We start from the raw sequence: 17,362 nt of genomic DNA on the forward strand, positions 1-17,362 counted from the left end.
TCTGTTTTCACAGAGATTTCAGGGTTGTTTGTACTGTCTGATCTTTGATTTTCAAAGTTCTTGCCGACCGAGTCGGCGACGCAGAAGGAGGGATTTGAACCCTCGCGCCGCTATTAACGACCTACTCCCTTTCCAGGGGAGCCCCTTCAACCACTTGGGTACTTCTGCAAAAGTACTGTGCCTGAATCAAAACGCTCTTCAGTTGTCGCGGCTCTCTCGCTTGCCGCTCGATACAGCTTAGTTAGTATAGCCACTGTACCGACAAATGTCAACGACTTTTTCAATCCTTTTTTGACTTTGTCTTCTCATTCCTTGGTTTCGAAGCGTAGCTCTCAGAAGTGACTCGAAGAATGTACCTGTTATAGTATAACATATATCTTAGGCTCTTTCCAAGCTCTGATTTGCAAAATTCACCTACCTACAGTTGTATCGGTGCAAAGCAGGGTTCCTGCTATCACGCAAGCATTCGGCGAGGTGCCTCGCCTCGGCTTAGAGATAGTGCGGCAGGAGTATACCCCACATCACAAGCATGATGCCCAAAACATTGCCGAAGGTATAGGCAAACCAAAGCGCAAAGGAACCGTGCGGATACACCCGGAAGGAGAAGCGCTCATAGTCAACCGGTTTTCTGCTCACGATCTTTCCGACATTTGAGAGCAGTCTGTCACCGAGGTTTGCCCCATCGGTCCGCGTTAAGGTATAGTTTCCCACATCCGCATGAAAGGTATAGAGCTCAATCCGTGCGGTTCCGATGCCGCTTACGGTGGTGCGCATCAGAGGTCTGTTCAGCGGAATCATCTCCCCTGTCTCTTTGATTGAGAGTTGCAAGTCGAACTCCCCATAAGGGGATTTGCTGTACTGCTTTCCGTTTAACCAAATGCCGTAATTCCCCGGCTCCGTGACAGTAAAGCTGCCGCTCTCTTCGATGTAGGCTTGCTCATAGAGCAGCTTCGCCTTCACGGCTCTTATCAACCCGCGTATGCTGAAAATAAGGATTGCTGCCCCGAGCGGAACCAAGAGATACCATAATTGTTTCATACTCTGACTCCTCGACTGCCGAATTGCGGTCTGTGTAGCGCACTATTTGTTCTATTTTAGCATATTACATTTCTGTGCGGTAGAAGCACACTCCTTTCTGCACTATTCTCCCCAATCCTAAGGGCTATCCCCGTACATGAAACTCTTCCCACACGCAAGGCTTTGACTTTCCGCTCTGCGAGAGGCAGTACTTCGATCCCCATTTCCCCCACTCCCGAGGCTTGACTTCTCCGTGTCACTCTCCGCATGGAATCCGCCAACCTTTTCCCCACGCAAGAGGTTTGACTGCCGCCTGTGCGGCGGTTTCCCTGCGCAGCAGCTTTTCCCTCGCGCACATAGGCTTCTTCCAAAAAAAGAGTGCCGCCTTGCGCCTTGTTCTCGGCGCCTTGGGCGGACACTCTCTCCCCTTCTATGATGCCGTGAAGTCGCTTTCACGGCTTAACTTGCCTTACTCCGTTGTCGTATGCTCCGCTTCCGGTTCGTCCGTGAGACCCGAGCCCGGCTCCTTCCGGAGGTCGATGCCGCGGATAACCTTTCTGAGCGGTAGAACCGAAACCGGATTCACCGAAAGCTCGTCAACGCCCATGCGGAGAAAGGTCTCCGTGAGCGCGAGATCCGCGCCGAGCTCTCCGCAAATACCGACCCAGGTGCCGTGACGGTGTCCCGCATCAATGGTCATCTTAATCTGCCGAAGCACAGCCGGGTGATGTTTTACGAGGAAGGGATCCAGCGCCGCATTCTGCCGGTCAATGGCCAGGGTGTACTGCGTGAGGTCATTGGTGCCGATGGAGAAGAAGTCGCACTCTTCCGCAAGTTCATCGGCAATCAGTACGGCCGCCGGCGTCTCGATCATGATGCCGACCGCATACTTGCCGAGTTTCACACCCTGCTTTTTCAGCTCTTCGGCGCACTCCGCGAGCAACTCCTTGCATTCTCGGAGCTCTCGCATGGAGATGATCATCGGGAACATGATGCCGAGATTACCGTAGGCGGAAGCCCGAAGCAAGGCGCGCAACTGGGTCTTAAAGAAAGCCTTCCGCGTCAGACAGATGCGGATTGCGCGGAGTCCGAGTGCCGGATTCTCCTCTTTCTCCATGCCCATGTACTCAACCTGCTTATCCGCGCCGATGTCACAGGTGCGGATGATAACCTGCTTCGGCGCGAGTGTCTCGATTGCGAGGCGGTAGGCGTTAAACTGCTCCTCTTCGCTCGGATAATCTCTCGCATTGAGATAGACAAACTCCGAGCGGAACAGCCCCACGCCGCCCGCATCGTTCTGCTGGACGAGGCCGATGTCGGAGGGGCCGCCGATATTCGCATAGACCTGAATGGTCTTGCCGTCGATGGTCGTATTGCTCTTGCCCTTCAACTCCTGCAAGAGCGCCCTCTGCTTCGCATCCTTTTCCTTCCGCTTCCGGAGGGTCTTCTCGAGATCGCCTGTCGGCTCAATGTAGGCGCAGGAGTTGTAGCCGTCAATGATCGCAGGCTTCCCTTCCCAATCCTCGTTGACATCCTTGCACTGTACAAGTGCCGGAATGCCCATGGAGCGTGCAAGGATGGCCGTGTGACTGTTGAGCGAGCCTTCCCGCGTGATGATGCCGAGTAAGAGCGACTTGTTGAGACGCACCGTCTCGGACGGCGTCAAGTCATTTGCAACCAGAATGCAGGGTTCCGTGCCCTGCAGAATGTCTCCGCTGATGCCGAAGAGATAACTGAGCACCGCGTGCTCGATGTCGTAGATGTCTGCCGCTCTCTCCTTCATATACGGGTCATCCATCTCGGCGAAGACCTTCGCCTGGTTGTCAAACGCAACCTTGACCGCATATTCCGCCGTGTGCTTCTGTGTTTTGATAATCTCATTGGTCGCATCAATCAGATCATCGTCCTCGAGCATCATCGCGTGCACCGAGAACACCTCCGCGCTGTCCTCGCCTGCGTCAATGACAGCCTTTTCGTAAAGCGCATTCTGCTGCTCGATGGCGCGCTCCCTTGCGTCGTCAAAGCGAGCGAGTTCGTCCTCGACGTCATCGATCATGCTGTCATCAATTTCAAGTTTCGGCGCCTTATGCACCTTGATCTTTCCGATCGAGATACCGTTTAAGACGCTCTTTCCGGTAGCTACCTGCATTCTGTGCCTCCTAAAATCAGAACGTCTCCTTCAGGAACTTCTCGAGTGCAGCTGCGCAGGCTTCCTCGTCCTCTCCCTCGACCTTGATCGTCACCGCATCACCCTGCTTCACACCAAGTCCCATCAGCGCGAGCAGCTTCTTCATATCCACGTTCTTATCACCCTTAAAGATGGTCACAGTGCTCTTGAAGGCCTTGAGCTGCTTGACCAAGAGGCCAGCCGGGCGCGCGTGAATTCCGTTCGGGTCAGTGATGGTGTAGGTGAATTCTTTCATGGTGTTTGCTCCTTCTCTTGTTGTAGTTTACGGGTTCTGTCAACGAACTTCCACGTCGGTATAGTCATCCGAGTTGGTCAGCAGCACGACGACCAGGTCCGGATGCCCCGCTGCCTTGATCTTCTCGCGAGAGAAGCGGAGTATCGGCTGTCCCAGCTTTACGCTGTCGCCCTCGGAAACCAACGGCTCAAAGCCGTCTCCATTCATTGCCACGGTGTCAACGCCCACATGAATCAGCAGTTCCATATCACCGGCGCCGCTGATGCCGATTGCGTGCTTTGACTCTGCCACAGAGGAAATCGTACCGTCAAACGGCGCATACACCACGCCCTCCTCCGGCTGAATTCCGAGCCCTGCGCCGAGTATGCCCTGCGCAAAAGTCTCGTCCGGAATATCCTCCTGCTTGACAAACTGTCCCTTCACCGGTGCCGCAATCGTGCCCGCCTCGCAGCGGATGACTGTCTCGCCGACAAAAGTCTCTTCCTTTTCTTCTTTCTTCTCCTCCGGCTTTGCCGCCGCTGTCGGCTGCTCTTCCTTGAAGACGAACCAGGTCAGGACAAAGGCAATGCCGCCGGCAATTGCGAGCATCACCGTATAAAGCAACGGCTTGTTGACGGTGAGATAGCCCGGGAGACCTGTCACGCCGTAGGCTGTCGCACCAAGTCCCATCAGCGCTCCGACCAGAGCGCCGACCGCGCCGCCCGCCATGCCTGCCGCAAACGGCTTAAAGAAGCGCATGTTGACGCCGAAGATTGCCGGCTCGGTAATGCCGAGGGAAGCCGAGAGTGCGGAGGGAACCGCAATACTCTTGGTCTTCTGGCTTCGGGTCTTGATGCCGACCGCGAGGCAGGCACCGAACTGTGCGAAGTTTGCCGCACTTGCAATCGGCATCCAGGTGTTTAAGCCCACAGAGCCGAGCATACCGGCCTCAATCACGTTGTACATGTGGTGGAGACCCATAACGACGGTCGCCGGGTAAATCGCTCCCATGACCATTGCACCGAGCGGGTTATGCACCAGCATCTCAGCCGCGCGTAAGACCACCGTCTCGAGGCCGGAGAAAATCGGTCCGATAATCATAAAGGTGAGGAGCGCCGTAATCATCACGGTGCAGAGCGGCGTGATAAAGAGATCCAGCATCTCCGGCACATGGTCGTGGAACCACTTCTCGATTTTGCTCATGCAGAAGACCGAGAGGATGACCGGAATTACATGGCCCTGATAGCCGAGCTGATTAATCTGGCCGAGTGCATAGTTCGGGAAAATCTCGATGTGGCCGAACAGATACCAGACATTATATCCCTGTGACGCGTTCCAACCGTTCGTCAGCGAGGAGTGAATCATCAGAAGACCGATCACGGCGCCGAGGAAAATGTTGCCGCCGAACACGCGCGCCGCCGAGATTGCGACAATGACCGGCAGATAGGCAAAGGCCGTATTCGCAACCATGTCGAGAAACGCAAACCAGTCGGAACCCGCAAACCCGAGTCCTGGAATCTTGGCGAGCGCCTCTACCAGTCCCATCATGAGACCCGAGGCGACAATCGCCGGTAAAATCGGCACAAAGACATCGCCGATTGGCTTTAACAGGCGCTTCCAGAGCGGCTGTTGCGCTGCCGCCGCTGCCTTCACGTCGTCCTTCGTCGCCGCCGTCATACCCGTGATGCTCAGGAACTCGTCATAGACCTTATTGACTGTTCCCGTGCCGATGATGAGCTGCAACTGCCCGTTCGACTCAAACATGCCCTTGACGCCCTCGACATTGTCGAGGTAAGTCTTGTCGACTTTGCTGTTATCCTTGATAACGAGCCGAAGCCGTGTTGCGCAGTGCGCAGCCTGTGCGACATTGTCACGCCCGCCGATGTGGTCGACGATTTCCTGTGCGCACTTCCTGTAATCCAGTGCCATAAGCCTTCCCCCTTTTCGGAGACTCTCCCGCGACAAGCGAGAGCCCTCACTGTATCATTCGTTTCTGCCTTCGGCAGGAAACTTCGAAAAATGATTGCGCACGCCCATGACACATATGGTACCTTGATTCCGCATATCCATTTGTATCCGACACCCGTTTCTTTCGAACAGTGTGATCAGCGCCCGCTGTTCTATTCTTACAACCACCGCAGTTACAATAAATTCAGTTTTTCAAAAGCCCGGTAGAGGCCGTCGTCCGTGACCGCCGGGCAGATCCAGTCCGCGCGCTCTTTGAGCGCCGGAGAACCGTTTTCCATGCAGACCGCATAACCGACGGTCTCTATCATCTCAAGATCGTTCATACTGTCGCCGAAACCGACGGTATCGCTCATCTTCGCGCCGAAGTAGTCGACAATACGGCGCACGCCCTTGCCCTTGTCAAAGTCGTGGCTCACAATTTCGCCGTTCACACAGCCATGCGCCGGGACATCCTGAATGATAAAGTGAAAATCCTTCTCGAGCAGTCGCTTGCACTCTTCGAGCTGAGATACTTCTCGCGCCATAATCACGATTTTATGGATCGGCTGCCCCGCATATTCTTCCATCGGGCGAATGCCGAGGCTCTCGGAGAGTGCCTTGCGCCATCTCTCGATTTCGGAGTTGCCGCCCTCGGTGCTGTCGAGAAAATCCTTTAAATTCGCATCGCCGAAAGATCCCTCCGTGCCTTCGATGGTGCAGAAGACACCGTTCCGGTGCAGGGCATCCAGTGCGATTTTCAGCGTCTCCGGCGCAATCGGATGGTCATAGAGCACCTTGTCGTCGGCCTTCACGTAGCCGCCGGAACTCGCGACCATGCCGTCGAAGGGATAACGAAGCAGGGGCTTTAACATATCCGGATTTCTGCCGGTGCAGAGAAACAGTTTGTGCCCCCTCTCCCGCGCCTTTGCCATGGCGCACACCGCGGAATCCGGAGGCGTATTGGTGCCTGCTTCCGTCAAGGTTCCGTCAATGTCCAGAAAAATCAGCTTGCTCATTTCTTTGACCCTTTTTTCTTTGCTGTGCGCTTTGTCTTTGCAGCTCGCTCTGTCTTCATAATCGCTTCGACCGTCTTTCGCGCTGCCTCTTCGGCCGCCGCTCTTGCCTCTGCTTCCTTGGCCGCTGCCTCTTCGGCTGCCGCCTTTGCCGCTGCTTCCTCAGCCGCCTGCTTTGCCTCTGCTTCCTTGGCTGCTGCCTCTTCAGCTGCTGCCTCTTCAGCCGCCGCTCTTTCCGCCGCTTCCTCAGCCGCCGCTCTTTCCGCCGCCTCCTCAGCCGCCGCCTTTGCCGCCGCTTCTTCGGCCGCTGCCTTTGCCGCTGCCTCTTCGGCTGCCGCCTTTGCCGCCTTCTTTTCTTCCGCGGCTTTCTTTCGCGCTTCGGCTTTTATCTCTTTTTCCGCCTGCTTCGCTGCCGCTTCGCGTGCGGCCTCTGCCTGCTTCGCCGCTTCGATTTCCTCTTCCTTGCTCCAGAAGAGCCACACGAAACCGAAGGCCGGAAGACCATAGGACGTAGCGCGGCAACGGTCGCCGTTCAAGAGATTCCGATACTCCTCCGGCTCGTTAATCCAGGCCGTACCGTCCTGCACATCGAAGTTAAAGAGCGCCACCAGTTTCTCGCCGTTATAGTAGCGACCTATGCCGAGAATATGGTCGTTATAGGTTTCCATAATCCAGGTATCGGCCTCGGCGCGGAACACCTCATGTGTGGCGCGTATCGTCTCGAGCTCCCGAAGCGCCGTAAAGATTCTCCCCTCCCGGGTCGTCGGGTCTTTCCGCTTTTTTGCATCCTCCCAAGAGAAATTCCCCCGGTGCAGATAGCGCGAATCGTCCCACTTATAGGGATCTTCGTGATAGCTGTAGTCGTTTCGCTGTCCGATTTCGTCGCCCGAATAGATAACCGGAATGCCGGACAAGGTGAACAAAAAGGCGTGAAGCATGATGTCGAGGCTGATTGCGCGGTCCAGCTTCCACTGATTGCCCTCATATTCCGCCGCCTCAATGCCGCAGAGCGAGGCTGTCGTACCGCAAAGTCTTGCATCGCCGATGCGGGGATCGTCATTGTAAAGCTCACCCCGCGCGTCGGAGCCGTAGAAGTAGCCCCTGAAAAAATCGTTCAGGAAGTGCTTGTGTCCAACCTCATCGACGCCGAACTGCTTCAAAAAGTCGTAGTCGAGACCCCAGCCGATGTCATCGTGGCAACGCAGATAGTTGAGGAATAAATACTGCTTCGGCAGCGCGAAAATCTGTCCGAGCTGGTGTTTCATGAGCCGCACATCCCGGGTCGCGACCGTGTGCCAGGTTGTCGCCATCGTCGTGACATTGTAGAGTATACTGCACCCCGGCTTCTCGAGCGTGCCGAAATACGGGACGACTTTCGAGGGCTCCATGACCACTTCGCCGAGCAGCTGCGTTGCGGGGCACACAATTTCAACGGCCATCCGCATAATGCGGATCAGCGTGTGTACCTGCGGCAAATTCCGGCAGGTGGTGCCGAGCGCCTTCCAGATGTAAGGCACCGCATCGAGGCGGATGATGTCCGCACCCTGGTTGCAGAGGAAGAACAAATTCTCGGTCATGTCATTGAAGACCGTCGGATTCGCGTAGTTCAAATCCCACTGATAGGGATAGAAGGTCGTCATGACCACCTTCTGCACCGCATCGCACCAGCTGAAGTTTCCCGGCGCAGTCGTCGGGAACACCTGCGGCACCGTGCGGTCAAAGTCATTCGGGATATTCCAGTTGTCAAAGAAAAAGTAGCGGTCCTGAAACTCCTTCTCGCCGGCACGGGCGCGTCTCGCCCACTCGTGATCCTCCGAGGTGTGGTTCATCGCAAAATCAAGGCAAACGCTCATGCCGTTCTTGTGGCACTCCGCCGCCAGCGACGCGAAGTCCTCCATGGTGCCGAGCTCCGGCTCTACCGTGCGGAAATCCGCAACCGCATACCCGCCGTCGGAACGCCCTTTCGGACTGGCGAACAGCGGCATCAGGTGAATGTAGGTCGCCCCCGATTCCTTCAGGTAGGAGAGATGTTCCTGCACCCCGCGAAGCGTGCCGCCGAAACAGTTTGTATACAGCATCACGCCAAGAACCTGATTGCTCTTGTACCAGCCCGGATTCGCCTCCCGCTCGCGGTCCAGTTTTTTCATCAGTTCCGGTCTGGCCTCATACATCCGATAGAGCATCGAGAGAAAGTACTGAAAGGCATTTTCGTCATTGTGATACAATTCCGAGTATAGCCACTTCAGTTCATCCAGCCTTTTACCAAGGCGCGCTCTAAATTCCTCTGTCTGCCCCTCTGTTTTTCCCATAAAAATGCCCTCTCGTTTTTTCTTAACATTATAAAGAGTTTTCGGAATTCTAGCAATAAAATGCACTCCCAAATTCTCCGGAGATTGACAAATCTCTTTCGTTTCATGTATACTCTGCTTTGTTATCTTGGAGAGGTGTCGGAGCGGTCATAACGAGGCGGTCTTGAAAACCGTTAGTCCTACGGGGCACATGGGTTCGAATCCCATCCTCTCCGCGAAGGCAAAAGCACGCAAATAGGCCAAAGATGGCTTAAATGCGTGCTTTTTCTATGTTTGCCGCGTTGAAAAACAGGCCGCGGCCGATGGGAAAGCAGCCAAAATTAGGAACACCTGCAACACGAATGCAACACAAGAAATGCCCGCTATGCAACACGATTCCGTCCTCACCGCGGCAAAAAGCGCGTATCCGAGCCAAAAAACGGCTCGGATACGCGCTTTTTTCGATTATTTTCAACCAATCTCATAGGAAATTTTCTTGTCAAATATCCCTTGCTTAAACTTTTTCCGCTCTTTACCGTACAAACGCATCACATGTACTTCCCAGGGAGAAGCCTTTTCAGGCTCTTTTATGATTTCAAATCCCTCTTCTCCCTCCGAAAAACGGAATCCGAGAAGCCCTGTGATATCATCCACCCGGGCTCCGTATTGATAGGTCACAGTACGATCGGTATTGGACACATAATTACAGTAGACCATCAAGTCTCTCCCTTTTCGGCCTCTGCGCCGTTCGACCGCTGCCGCGGGCGATGCTACTCCGCCGTCAGGACGAAATCGCAGTGCTTCCGAATCTCACAGTGTTTGAAATAATATTCTTCCCTGGGAATCCACATCGTTTTGAAGGCCTCAAGGCTCTCCGGATTTCGACGGAGCAGCCGCTCCCGCTGATGCTCTGGCGTGATATCCAGAAACACACAACAGTCATAAAGTGCCCGCAGCGCCGGATGGCAGCTGTAAGAGCCCTCAATCAGCGTCGGCTGCGTCGGGACAAGCTTTCGCAACGGCAAAAACCGGTCGGCATGGCAGTCGTAGGGAAGATAACGAATCTTTTTGCCCGCGCGAAGCGGCTCCAATACCTCCGTCCGGAGGCGCTCAACCCAGATATGTCCGCCCGGCTCTGCCATCCGTTCCGCTGCTCTCTGCGAAAAAGGCAGGTAAAAATCGTCCATGTGAATCACGTTGCAAGGCAAAACACGCTGCAGTCTCTCAGACATGGTTGTCTTCCCGGAAGCACAGCGCCCGTCGAGCGCGAGCAGAAATCCGCCCCGCGGGTGCGCGGACAGCAGATCAAAAAGACGCGTAAAATTATCCATTGGCAGCGCGCACACCGGCATCGGCGCCAAACAAACCGCTGATCCCCGTTCGATGCAACGCAAGCATCACACTCGGAATCAGGATAAGCTGGAGGAGGATACCGGGGACAGCGTTAAAAAACGCCCCCGCGAGGAACATCTGCCAGGTAAAGGCTTTCCCCGTCATGCCGAGCAGAGCGACTTCCGCAAGGCCCCAGACTGCGCGTCCCGCAAACATTGCGAAAAGCAGTGCGCGGTACAGCGCCCGCAGGCACTTCCACGGCGAGCGCCGATAGAGTGCCCCCGCCACGGCGCCGTAGGTCGCGAGCTCAAAGGTCATTGCGAGCGCGACCGGATAGAGCGGCGGCATCCCGAAGAGGAGCGACCGCATCAGCGGCAAAACAGCGCCGAGAAGCAGTCCGTACTGCCAGCCGAGCAGCAGCCCGCCGAGGAATACCGGCAGGTGCATCGGGAGCAGCAGGTTGCCGACGCGGGGAATGTTGCCTGTCACCAGGGGCAGAACAAGCCCCAGTGCCAGTAACATCGCCGCCAGTGTCAAATTTCTGATTTGTCTCTGCATTTTACTTCTCTCATTCTCTGAATCTTAAACCGTTGCTGCATTCACTGCCGGTCAAATACCGCCGCTATCTTCGCAAGGAGCTCCCTGATTTCGAGGTGCTGGGGACATACCTTCTCACATTTGCCGCAACGAATGCAGTCGGCCGCCCGACCGTGATCCCCGGCAATCATGAAGTTCCGATAGTCATTGATTGTATTCGGATTACGGAACGACTCGTACGCATTCGAAGCGCCTAAAATTTCGGGAATCCGGATGTTCTTCGGACAGGTATTCTCCTCGACGCAGTAATGACAGGCCGTGCAGGGAATCAGATCCAGACGGTCGAATACTGCGCAGACCTTGCGGAGCGCTTCCGTCTCGGTTTCCGAAAGCGGCTGAAAGTCACACATCGCGGCGAGATTGTCCTCCATCTGTTCCATATTGCTCATGCCGGAGAGCACTACCGCAATCTGCGGAAAGCTCGCCGCAAAGCGGATTGCATAGCTCGCATTGCTGCCCCCGTTCAAATCCCGGAGAATCCGGTCCGCCTCTTCCGGCAGCTTCACGAGGCTGCCGCCCTTCACGGGCTCCATGACCATCACGGGTTTCTGATGTTTCTCGCAGACCTCATAGACCTTGCGCCCCTCGACCTCATCGCTCTCATAGTCCAGATAGTTGAACTGAATCTGTACGAATTCGATTTCCGGGTGCTCGTTTAAAATCATATCCAGCACTTCCGCCTTGTCGTGGAACGAGAGGCCTAAGTGGCGGATATAGCCCTCCTGCTTGAGCTCCCACGCTGTCTCATAGGCGCGACAGCGCTTGAACTTCTGATAATTCTTTTTGTTCTGCGCGTGCATCAGGTAAAAGTCGAAGTAGTCGACCTTGCAAAGCGCAAGCTGCTGCATCAGAAACGGGCGAATGTCCTCCTGCTTCTCGAAATACGGCTCAGTTAGCTTATTCGTCAGGAGAAAGCGCTCGCGCGGATAGCGGGATGACACGCACGCCGCGATTGCCGTCTCCGATTTGCCTTTGATATAGCCGTGTGCCGTGTCAAAATAATGAAAGCCTGCCGCGATAAAAGCATCGGCCATACGGCAGAACTCCGCCCGGTCAACTTCCTCGCCGTTCATCGGAAGACGCATGCAGCCGAAGCCGAAATTTCCGCGAATCTCCGGAAAAAACCGATTCTGTTTCATTCTTCTGTCTCCTTCCTGTGCAGCCCCTGCCGCTCCCGCAGCCACTGCTCTGCCCTCGCCATATCCGCCGGCGTTGTGAGCTTCTGATTTTGTTCTTCGCCCTCCACCAGCTTCACGGGACAGGCGCCGAAGCGTTCCATAACCTGCGCGTCATCGGTCGCGAGCAGGGCGCGCGCATCCGGCGCTTTGCGCGCCCTGTCATAGGCTTCATAGGCGGCGCAAATCGCTGTATAAGAAAAGACCTGCGGGGTCTGCGCCGCAAAGAGCAAGGCGCGCGGCGGCGTATCCTGCACAAAACCCTCCGGATTACCGAGCTTTATCGTGTCCTTGACCGGGATCGCCGGAATCGCCGCACCGTAGCGCTCTCCCGCATCCCGCATGCGCCGAAGGAGTTCCTGCGACACAAACGGGCGCGCGGCATCGTGGATAAAAACCAGCTCTGTCCCGCGTTCCCGAAGCGCAGCAAGTCCCGCGACAACCGAGTCGCAGCGCTCTGCGCCGCCCTCTACGGCGGCGACTATTTTGGCAAAGCCGTAATTTTCCCGGTAAGTTCGATAGAGAGCTTCCGCTTCGCCCTGCGGTGTGACCAGCACGATTTCATCAATCTCGCTCTGCGAAAGTGCCTGCAGTGCGTGCCAAAGCACGGTATGCCCATCGAGCAGTAAAAACTGCTTCGGAACCTTGCTCCGCATCCGCGCGCCATGTCCGCCCGCGAGCAGAACAGCCGCCGTCTTTTTCCCTGTCATCTCAGCGCTCTCCGAGTTTCAGATTCGGAACGGCGTTCAGATCCCAGCCGCTTCTTCTGCCCGCACAATACTCATAGTAAGCCGCAGAGCCTATCATGGCCGCATTGTCCGTACAGAGTCCGAGTTCTGGGTAAGTAAGCGTATACCCCGCGGCTTCGCAGGCAAGCCGCATGGTCTCGCGAAGCGCTGCGTTCGCCGCGACCCCGCCAGCCATTGCAATCGTCTTGCAATGAAAATCCCGCGCGGCCTCCATCGTGTGGGAGACCAGCACCTCGACGACCGCCTTCTGGAACGAGGCGACAAGGTCGGCGACCGGAATCTCCTCTCCCGTCATCTTTGCGTGATTCTGATAATTTAACACCGCACTCTTTAAGCCGCTGAAGCTGAAGTCATAGGGCGAGTCTGCGACTTTGGCGCGCGGAAAGCTGATGGCATCGGGGTTACCCTCCCGCGCCTTTTTGTCGATTTTCGGCCCGCCGGGGTACCCGAGTCCCACCGAGCGCGCCACCTTGTCGAAGGCCTCGCCCGCCGCATCGTCCCGGGTCTGTCCGAGAATGCGGAACTTGCCGTAGTCCTCGACCATCACGAGATTCGTGTGACCGCCCGACACAATGAGACAGAGGAAGGGCGGCTTTAAATCCGGATTTGCGATAAAGTTCGCCGAGACATGCCCCTCGATGTGGTTTACACCGATTAAGGGCTTGCCCGCCGCCCAGGCCATGGCCTTTGCCGCAGAGACGCCGATTAAGAGCGGTCCCACGAGTCCGGGACCGTAGGTCACCGCGACGGCATCTACCTCCCGAAGCGTCATCTCTGCCTGTTCAAGCGCCTGCGCTACGACCTGGTTTATTTTTTCGATGTGCGCACGCGATGCAATCTCCGGGACCACGCCGCCGTAGAGCGTGTGCGTCGCAATCTGAGAGTAAATCACATTCGACCGCACGGTTCTGCCGTTTTCCACGACCGCCGCCGCCGTCTCGTCGCAGGAGCTCTCGATTGCGAGTATGCGAATGTCTTTTTGTTCCGCTGCTGTCTGTTCCATCCCTGTCATGCCTCCTCCGGGAAAACGAGCTCCATGGTCCAGCCGTCCTTTGCCGCCTTTGCCGCCGGAAAAATTTTCCGGATTTCCGCCATATATTCTTCCGGATAATTGAGCGACGGGCTGTAATGCGTGAGCCAGAGTTCCTTCGGCTTCGCTTCCGCCGCGAGTTTTGCCGCCTCCTGCATGGTCATGTGCTTATGCTCCCGCGCTTTCTGTTGCTTGTCGGCCTCCCCGTACATGCCCTCGCAAATCATGAGATCCGCATTGTTTGCATATTCCGCAATGGCCGGAACCGGGCGCGTGTCGGTGCAGTAGCTCACCTTGAGGCCGCGGCGCGCGCCGCCGAGCACCATATCCGGCGTATAGACCTTGTCGCCGTCCGTGATGGTCTGTCCCTTCTGCAGCGGATTCCAGAATTTCAGCGGGATGCCTTGCTCTTTGGCCCGCGCCGCGTCAAAGCGGCCGATGCGGGGAATGCTGATGCAGTAGCCGTAGCAGAGCACATTGTGATTCACACGGTAAGCATCGATCACATAGGGGCCCACCGTCCGCTGCTCTCTCGCCTCCGTGAGTTCCGAAAAGACAATCGGAAACGGAAGCTCCGGCGCAATGCTCCGGAGCGCTGTCACCACGCGCTCCAGCCCCTTCGGGCCTATCATGAGGAGCGGCTCGGTGCGCTCGGCATTTCCCATCGTGAGGAGCAGACCCGGCAGGCCGCTGATATGGTCCGCATGGTAGTGCGTAAAACAGATTACATCGATGGGGCGCGGACTCCAGCCCTTCTCCCGGAGCGCAATCTGGGTACCCTCGCCGCAGTCAATGAGCAGCGAAGAGCCGTTACAGCGCGCCATCATCGACGTGAGCCAGCGATAGGGCAGCGGCATCATGCCGCCTGTCCCAAGGAGACAAATATCAAGCATCCGTAACCTCTTCTTTCCAAACAGATAAAGTCCGATTCCAGTAGATGAGCGCATCCTCTACCGGTTTTTCATAGTAGTTCTTTCTTCTGCCCGCAAGCAGAAAACCGTGTTTCTCATAGAGTTGAATCGCAGCTGTGTTTCCCGCTCTCACCTCAAGCGTAGCCGCCTCCGCGCCCCGCGCGCACATTTCCCGTAAGCCTGCGCGAAGCAGAAGCAGCCCGAGGTGTTGTCCCCGCGCTTTTGGCAAAACGGCAATGCGCATGAGTTCCGCTTCATCGCCGAGCACACGCACATTTACATAGCCGAGCAGTGTGTCCTCGGCGATCAGCACAAAGACACTGTCATACGAAGAGCTTAACAAATCCGAGAGTAGCCGAAAAGACCAAGGATCCGGAAAACAACGGCGCTCCGCTTCCGCCATTGCCTCCAGATCCGCCGCGACCGCGCGTCGCACTTCGGGCAAGCCGCTCAACGCTCTGCCCTCGCTTTTTTCGGACTCACGCCTGCCGCGAGTTCCCGCTCCAAATCGTATTGTATCGCTTCCTCGCGCTCGCGCTCCGCCTGGCTCTTTCTCAGGTATTCGGGCGCAAAGGCCTCCGGGGAAACGGTTTTCCCCGCCGCCGCATAAATCTCTCCGAGCGCTGCGACCGAGGCGGCCCGCGCGCGGCTGTTATTCGGCGCCGCGACCGCATACGGCACGGTGAGGGTCGCCGCAAGGCGCGATAGCACCGGGATGCCGTCGCCGACAAATATCACCGCTTCTCCCCGCGCATTCAGCTCTTCGACGAGCGCCTCTGCCGAAACGGCGCGCGGCGCTGCGACTGTCTCGAGCAAACCGCCGGGCGAAAAATCACTGCCCTCTGTCGCCTTCCGGCGATACAAACCGTTGTACACCTGACTGCGCCGTGCATCCATGACCGGGCAGAGCAGGCGCTCACTTCCCGCCAGATTATAGGCGAGCGCTTCGAGCGTCGAGACAGCGACGAGCGGTTTTTGCAGCACCAGACCGAGGCCCTTTGCCGTCGCCGCGCCGATCCTAAGTCCCGTGAACGAACCCGGCCCCGCCGAAATCGCAATCGCATCGAGCGTCCCGAGCTCCAGGCCGAGCGAGCGCTTCAGCTCGTCCAGCATGGGCAGCAAGGTCTGCGAATGCGTCTTTTTATCGGTCACGGTATATTCCGCGGTCAGCATCCCATCGGTCACGAGTGCAACCGAAGCGGTCAGCGCCGCGCTCTCAATTCCCAGAATTTTCATGCCTGTCTTCCTTTGCCGGAAAGCCGGAGACGCGGATGATGCGAACATCATCCCCCTTCTCCGGCGCTCGAGTAATCTCTACTTTTGCCGCATCCCGCGGTAAAAAGTCCGGCATGCGGGACGCCCACTCGACGAGGCTCACGCCGTCGCCGTAAAAGCAGTCCTCGTAGCCGAGCTCATCCATCTCGCTCTCGTCCTCGAGGCGATATAAGTCAAAGTGCCAGAGCGCCAGGCGGCCGCCCTCATAGCCCTGCAGAATCGTGAAGGTCGGGCTGGTCACCGGCTCCGTTATGCCGAGTCCGCGCGCAAACCCGCGCGCAAAGGCAGTCTTTCCGGCACCGAGATCCCCCTCGAGCCGTATGACAGTCCCCCCGGGGACCTCCCGCGCGAGTTCCGCCGCAAAGCGCTCGGTCTCTTCCTCCGAGCGGCTCTCCCGCGTGACGTTCATCGCTCCGAAAGCTCCGCGCGAATCATCGCGAGAATATTCGGCACCTTGGCCGCCCTCTCACGGTAGGTAAACTCTGTCATCGGCGCGCTGACAATCGCGACCTCCTCGAGGTCCGGAAGCTGAATCACGCGCTCCGCCTCAAACTGCTCCTTTGCGGCCGCGAGCGAAGCCGCATCGCCCGAAAGACGCACAAAGTAGCGGTGCTTTTCGCTCTCGTGCGAGGTGACTGCCTGCTTCTCCGCCGTCCAGCCGAAACGGACATTCTCGTTCTTGTGCTTTGCCGCCTCCATCATGTCGGCGAGCACTGCACTTGCGGTCGGGAGCTTACCCGCGCCGCTGCCGTAGAGCATGGTCGTGCCGAGGAGATTGCCCTTGATCACAATGCCGTTGTAGACACCCTGTACCGCGTAGAGCGGATTCTCATCGCTCACAAGCAGCGGGAACACGCTGACCGTGACCTGATTGCCCGCAAACTGCGCTGCGCCGACCAGCTTGATCGAAGCCTTGAGTTCCAGCGCATAGCGGAAGTCCGTGCTGTCAATCTTCGAGATACCCTCAGTGTAGACATCCTCGAAATTCACCTCTTTGCCCGTCACGAGCGAAGAGAGAATCGCAATCTTCCGGCAGGTGTCATGGCCCTCGATATCTGCCTCCGGATTCCGCTCCGCATAGCCGAGGCGCTGCGCATCCGCGAGCACATCGCCGAACTCCGCACCCTCGCGGTCCATCCGCGTCAGGATATAGTTGGTCGTGCCGTTCAAAATGCCGGTGATTTCGGTGATCACCTGTCCCTGATAACCCGTGCCGAGGGTCCGAATCACCGGGATGCCGCCGCCGACCGCCGCCTCAAAGAAGAAGTTGACCTTCCGATCGCGTGCAATCTGTAAGAGCTCTGTGCCGTGTGCCGCGACCAAAGCCTTATTGCTCGTCACGACGTGCTTGCCTTTTAAGAGAGCCGCCTTGACAAACTCGTAGGCCGGCGTCGTGCCGCCCATGGTCTCGACAACCAAAGAAATCTCCTCATCCTCTTCGATGTCCGAAAACTTGTCGGTAATCAGCTGCTCCGCCGGATCGCCCGGGAACTTCCGAAGATCCAGAATGCGCTTCACCTCGAGCGCCTCGCCGATCTCCGCGGCGATGACCTTCTGATTGGTCACAACCGCCTCGTAAACACCCGCACCGACAGTGCCGTATCCCATAATTGCTGCTTTGATCAT

At 56.9% G+C, this 17,362-nt stretch carries 17 protein-coding genes and 2 tRNA genes; 1 reads left to right on the top strand and 18 read right to left on the bottom strand.

All coding sequences use genetic code 11. The features are described from left to right. Positions 1–79 precede the first annotated feature (79 nt). The 7 genes from ACO4XG_RS07010 to ACO4XG_RS07040 form a co-directional block, all read right to left on the bottom strand. Positions 80–168, bottom strand: a tRNA-Ser gene (locus ACO4XG_RS07010). Positions 169–489: 321 nt separating this feature from the next. Continuing rightward, on the bottom strand, positions 490–1,038 hold the full coding sequence (locus ACO4XG_RS07015; RefSeq protein ID WP_308509278.1) for a hypothetical protein: 549 nt from the start codon (positions 1,036–1,038) through the stop codon (positions 490–492). A 448-nt stretch (positions 1,039–1,486) separates the two neighbouring features. Continuing rightward, positions 1,487–3,166, bottom strand: a complete 1,680-nt coding sequence (gene ptsP / locus ACO4XG_RS07020; RefSeq protein ID WP_308509279.1) for a phosphoenolpyruvate--protein phosphotransferase — start codon at positions 3,164–3,166, stop codon at positions 1,487–1,489. Between the two features lie 16 nt (positions 3,167–3,182). Continuing rightward, complete coding sequence (locus ACO4XG_RS07025; RefSeq protein ID WP_009533487.1) at positions 3,183–3,440, bottom strand: HPr family phosphocarrier protein; 258 nt, start codon at positions 3,438–3,440, stop codon at positions 3,183–3,185. A 39-nt stretch (positions 3,441–3,479) separates the two neighbouring features. Then, positions 3,480–5,348, bottom strand: a complete 1,869-nt coding sequence (locus ACO4XG_RS07030) for a PTS sucrose transporter subunit IIABC (RefSeq protein ID WP_308509280.1) — start codon at positions 5,346–5,348, stop codon at positions 3,480–3,482. A gap of 212 nt (positions 5,349–5,560) precedes the next feature. After that, on the bottom strand, positions 5,561–6,382 hold the full coding sequence (locus ACO4XG_RS07035) for an HAD family hydrolase (protein WP_308509281.1): 822 nt from the start codon (positions 6,380–6,382) through the stop codon (positions 5,561–5,563). Continuing rightward, positions 6,379–8,688 (bottom strand): alpha-amylase family protein, encoded by a 2,310-nt coding sequence (locus tag ACO4XG_RS07040; protein ID WP_308509282.1) that lies wholly within the window; start codon positions 8,686–8,688, stop codon positions 6,379–6,381. The genes ACO4XG_RS07035 and ACO4XG_RS07040 overlap by 4 nt, the downstream gene beginning before the upstream one ends. 129 nt (positions 8,689–8,817) lie before the next feature. Between ACO4XG_RS07040 and ACO4XG_RS07045 the strand changes: the two genes are divergently transcribed. Then, positions 8,818–8,903, top strand: a tRNA-Ser gene (locus ACO4XG_RS07045). Between the two features lie 235 nt (positions 8,904–9,138). On the opposite strand, the gene ACO4XG_RS07050 is transcribed toward ACO4XG_RS07045, so the two are convergent. The 11 genes from ACO4XG_RS07050 to ACO4XG_RS07100 all read right to left on the bottom strand — a co-directional run bounded on the left by ACO4XG_RS07050 (position 9,139) and on the right by ACO4XG_RS07100 (position 17,362). Then, positions 9,139–9,384, bottom strand: coding sequence for a hypothetical protein (locus tag ACO4XG_RS07050; RefSeq protein WP_308509283.1), 246 nt, complete (start codon positions 9,382–9,384; stop codon positions 9,139–9,141). Positions 9,385–9,437: 53 nt separating this feature from the next. Further along, the gene (locus ACO4XG_RS07055; protein WP_308509284.1) at positions 9,438–9,899 is read right to left on the bottom strand and encodes a uridine kinase; all 462 of its coding nucleotides are present in this window, start codon (positions 9,897–9,899) and stop codon (positions 9,438–9,440) included. Positions 9,900–9,990: 91 nt separating this feature from the next. Continuing rightward, positions 9,991–10,557: an ECF transporter S component gene (locus tag ACO4XG_RS07060; RefSeq protein WP_308509285.1), complete on the bottom strand. Its 567-nt coding sequence runs from the start codon at positions 10,555–10,557 to the stop codon at positions 9,991–9,993. A gap of 41 nt (positions 10,558–10,598) precedes the next feature. Further along, the gene (locus ACO4XG_RS07065) at positions 10,599–11,735 is read right to left on the bottom strand and encodes an aldo/keto reductase (protein ID WP_308509286.1); all 1,137 of its coding nucleotides are present in this window, start codon (positions 11,733–11,735) and stop codon (positions 10,599–10,601) included. After that, positions 11,732–12,481, bottom strand: coding sequence for a 2-C-methyl-D-erythritol 4-phosphate cytidylyltransferase (ispD, locus tag ACO4XG_RS07070; RefSeq protein ID WP_308509287.1), 750 nt, complete (start codon positions 12,479–12,481; stop codon positions 11,732–11,734). Before ispD ends, ACO4XG_RS07065 begins: the two co-directional genes overlap by 4 nt. Position 12,482: 1 nt before the next feature. Continuing rightward, positions 12,483–13,523: a tRNA (adenosine(37)-N6)-threonylcarbamoyltransferase complex transferase subunit TsaD gene (gene tsaD, locus ACO4XG_RS07075; protein ID WP_308509288.1), complete on the bottom strand. Its 1,041-nt coding sequence runs from the start codon at positions 13,521–13,523 to the stop codon at positions 12,483–12,485. A gap of 5 nt (positions 13,524–13,528) precedes the next feature. After that, positions 13,529–14,443 carry a ribonuclease Z gene (locus ACO4XG_RS07080; RefSeq protein ID WP_308509289.1) on the bottom strand — a complete coding sequence of 305 codons (915 nt, stop codon included), beginning with the start codon at positions 14,441–14,443 and terminating at the stop codon, positions 13,529–13,531. Further along, complete coding sequence (gene rimI, locus ACO4XG_RS07085) at positions 14,436–14,915, bottom strand: ribosomal protein S18-alanine N-acetyltransferase (protein WP_308509290.1); 480 nt, start codon at positions 14,913–14,915, stop codon at positions 14,436–14,438. The genes ACO4XG_RS07080 and rimI overlap by 8 nt, the downstream gene beginning before the upstream one ends. Next, positions 14,912–15,697, bottom strand: a complete 786-nt coding sequence (gene tsaB / locus ACO4XG_RS07090) for a tRNA (adenosine(37)-N6)-threonylcarbamoyltransferase complex dimerization subunit type 1 TsaB (RefSeq protein ID WP_308509291.1) — start codon at positions 15,695–15,697, stop codon at positions 14,912–14,914. Before tsaB ends, rimI begins: the two co-directional genes overlap by 4 nt. Beyond that, entirely contained in the window at positions 15,678–16,145 is a 468-nt protein-coding gene (gene tsaE, locus ACO4XG_RS07095) for a tRNA (adenosine(37)-N6)-threonylcarbamoyltransferase complex ATPase subunit type 1 TsaE (RefSeq protein WP_308509292.1), read from the bottom strand. Before tsaE ends, tsaB begins: the two co-directional genes overlap by 20 nt. After that, on the bottom strand, positions 16,142–17,362 hold the full coding sequence (locus ACO4XG_RS07100) for a homoserine dehydrogenase (protein ID WP_308509293.1): 1,221 nt from the start codon (positions 17,360–17,362) through the stop codon (positions 16,142–16,144). Before ACO4XG_RS07100 ends, tsaE begins: the two co-directional genes overlap by 4 nt.

The sequence above is a fragment of the Stomatobaculum sp. genome, assembly GCF_057248925.1.

Excerpts from the sequence above, each read along its gene's own strand:
- ACO4XG_RS07015 (WP_308509278.1), bottom strand. The coding sequence starts at position 1,038 with ATGAAACAATTATGGTATCTCTTGGTTCCGCTCGGGGCAGCAATCCTT.
- ptsP (WP_308509279.1), bottom strand. The coding sequence starts at position 3,166 with ATGCAGGTAGCTACCGGAAAGAGCGTCTTAAACGGTATCTCGATCGGA.
- ACO4XG_RS07025 (WP_009533487.1), bottom strand. The coding sequence starts at position 3,440 with ATGAAAGAATTCACCTACACCATCACTGACCCGAACGGAATTCACGCG.
- ACO4XG_RS07030 (WP_308509280.1), bottom strand. The coding sequence starts at position 5,348 with ATGGCACTGGATTACAGGAAGTGCGCACAGGAAATCGTCGACCACATC.
- ACO4XG_RS07035 (WP_308509281.1), bottom strand. The coding sequence starts at position 6,382 with ATGAGCAAGCTGATTTTTCTGGACATTGACGGAACCTTGACGGAAGCA.
- ACO4XG_RS07040 (WP_308509282.1), bottom strand. The coding sequence starts at position 8,688 with ATGGGAAAAACAGAGGGGCAGACAGAGGAATTTAGAGCGCGCCTTGGT.
- ACO4XG_RS07050 (WP_308509283.1), bottom strand. The coding sequence starts at position 9,384 with ATGGTCTACTGTAATTATGTGTCCAATACCGATCGTACTGTGACCTAT.
- ACO4XG_RS07055 (WP_308509284.1), bottom strand. The coding sequence starts at position 9,899 with ATGTCTGAGAGACTGCAGCGTGTTTTGCCTTGCAACGTGATTCACATG.
- ACO4XG_RS07060 (WP_308509285.1), bottom strand. The coding sequence starts at position 10,557 with ATGCAGAGACAAATCAGAAATTTGACACTGGCGGCGATGTTACTGGCA.
- ACO4XG_RS07065 (WP_308509286.1), bottom strand. The coding sequence starts at position 11,735 with ATGAAACAGAATCGGTTTTTTCCGGAGATTCGCGGAAATTTCGGCTTC.
- ispD (WP_308509287.1), bottom strand. The coding sequence starts at position 12,481 with ATGACAGGGAAAAAGACGGCGGCTGTTCTGCTCGCGGGCGGACATGGC.
- tsaD (WP_308509288.1), bottom strand. The coding sequence starts at position 13,523 with ATGGAACAGACAGCAGCGGAACAAAAAGACATTCGCATACTCGCAATC.
- ACO4XG_RS07080 (WP_308509289.1), bottom strand. The coding sequence starts at position 14,443 with ATGCTTGATATTTGTCTCCTTGGGACAGGCGGCATGATGCCGCTGCCC.
- tsaB (WP_308509291.1), bottom strand. The coding sequence starts at position 15,697 with ATGAAAATTCTGGGAATTGAGAGCGCGGCGCTGACCGCTTCGGTTGCA.
- tsaE (WP_308509292.1), bottom strand. The coding sequence starts at position 16,145 with ATGAACGTCACGCGGGAGAGCCGCTCGGAGGAAGAGACCGAGCGCTTT.
- ACO4XG_RS07100 (WP_308509293.1), bottom strand. The coding sequence starts at position 17,362 with ATGATCAAAGCAGCAATTATGGGATACGGCACTGTCGGTGCGGGTGTT.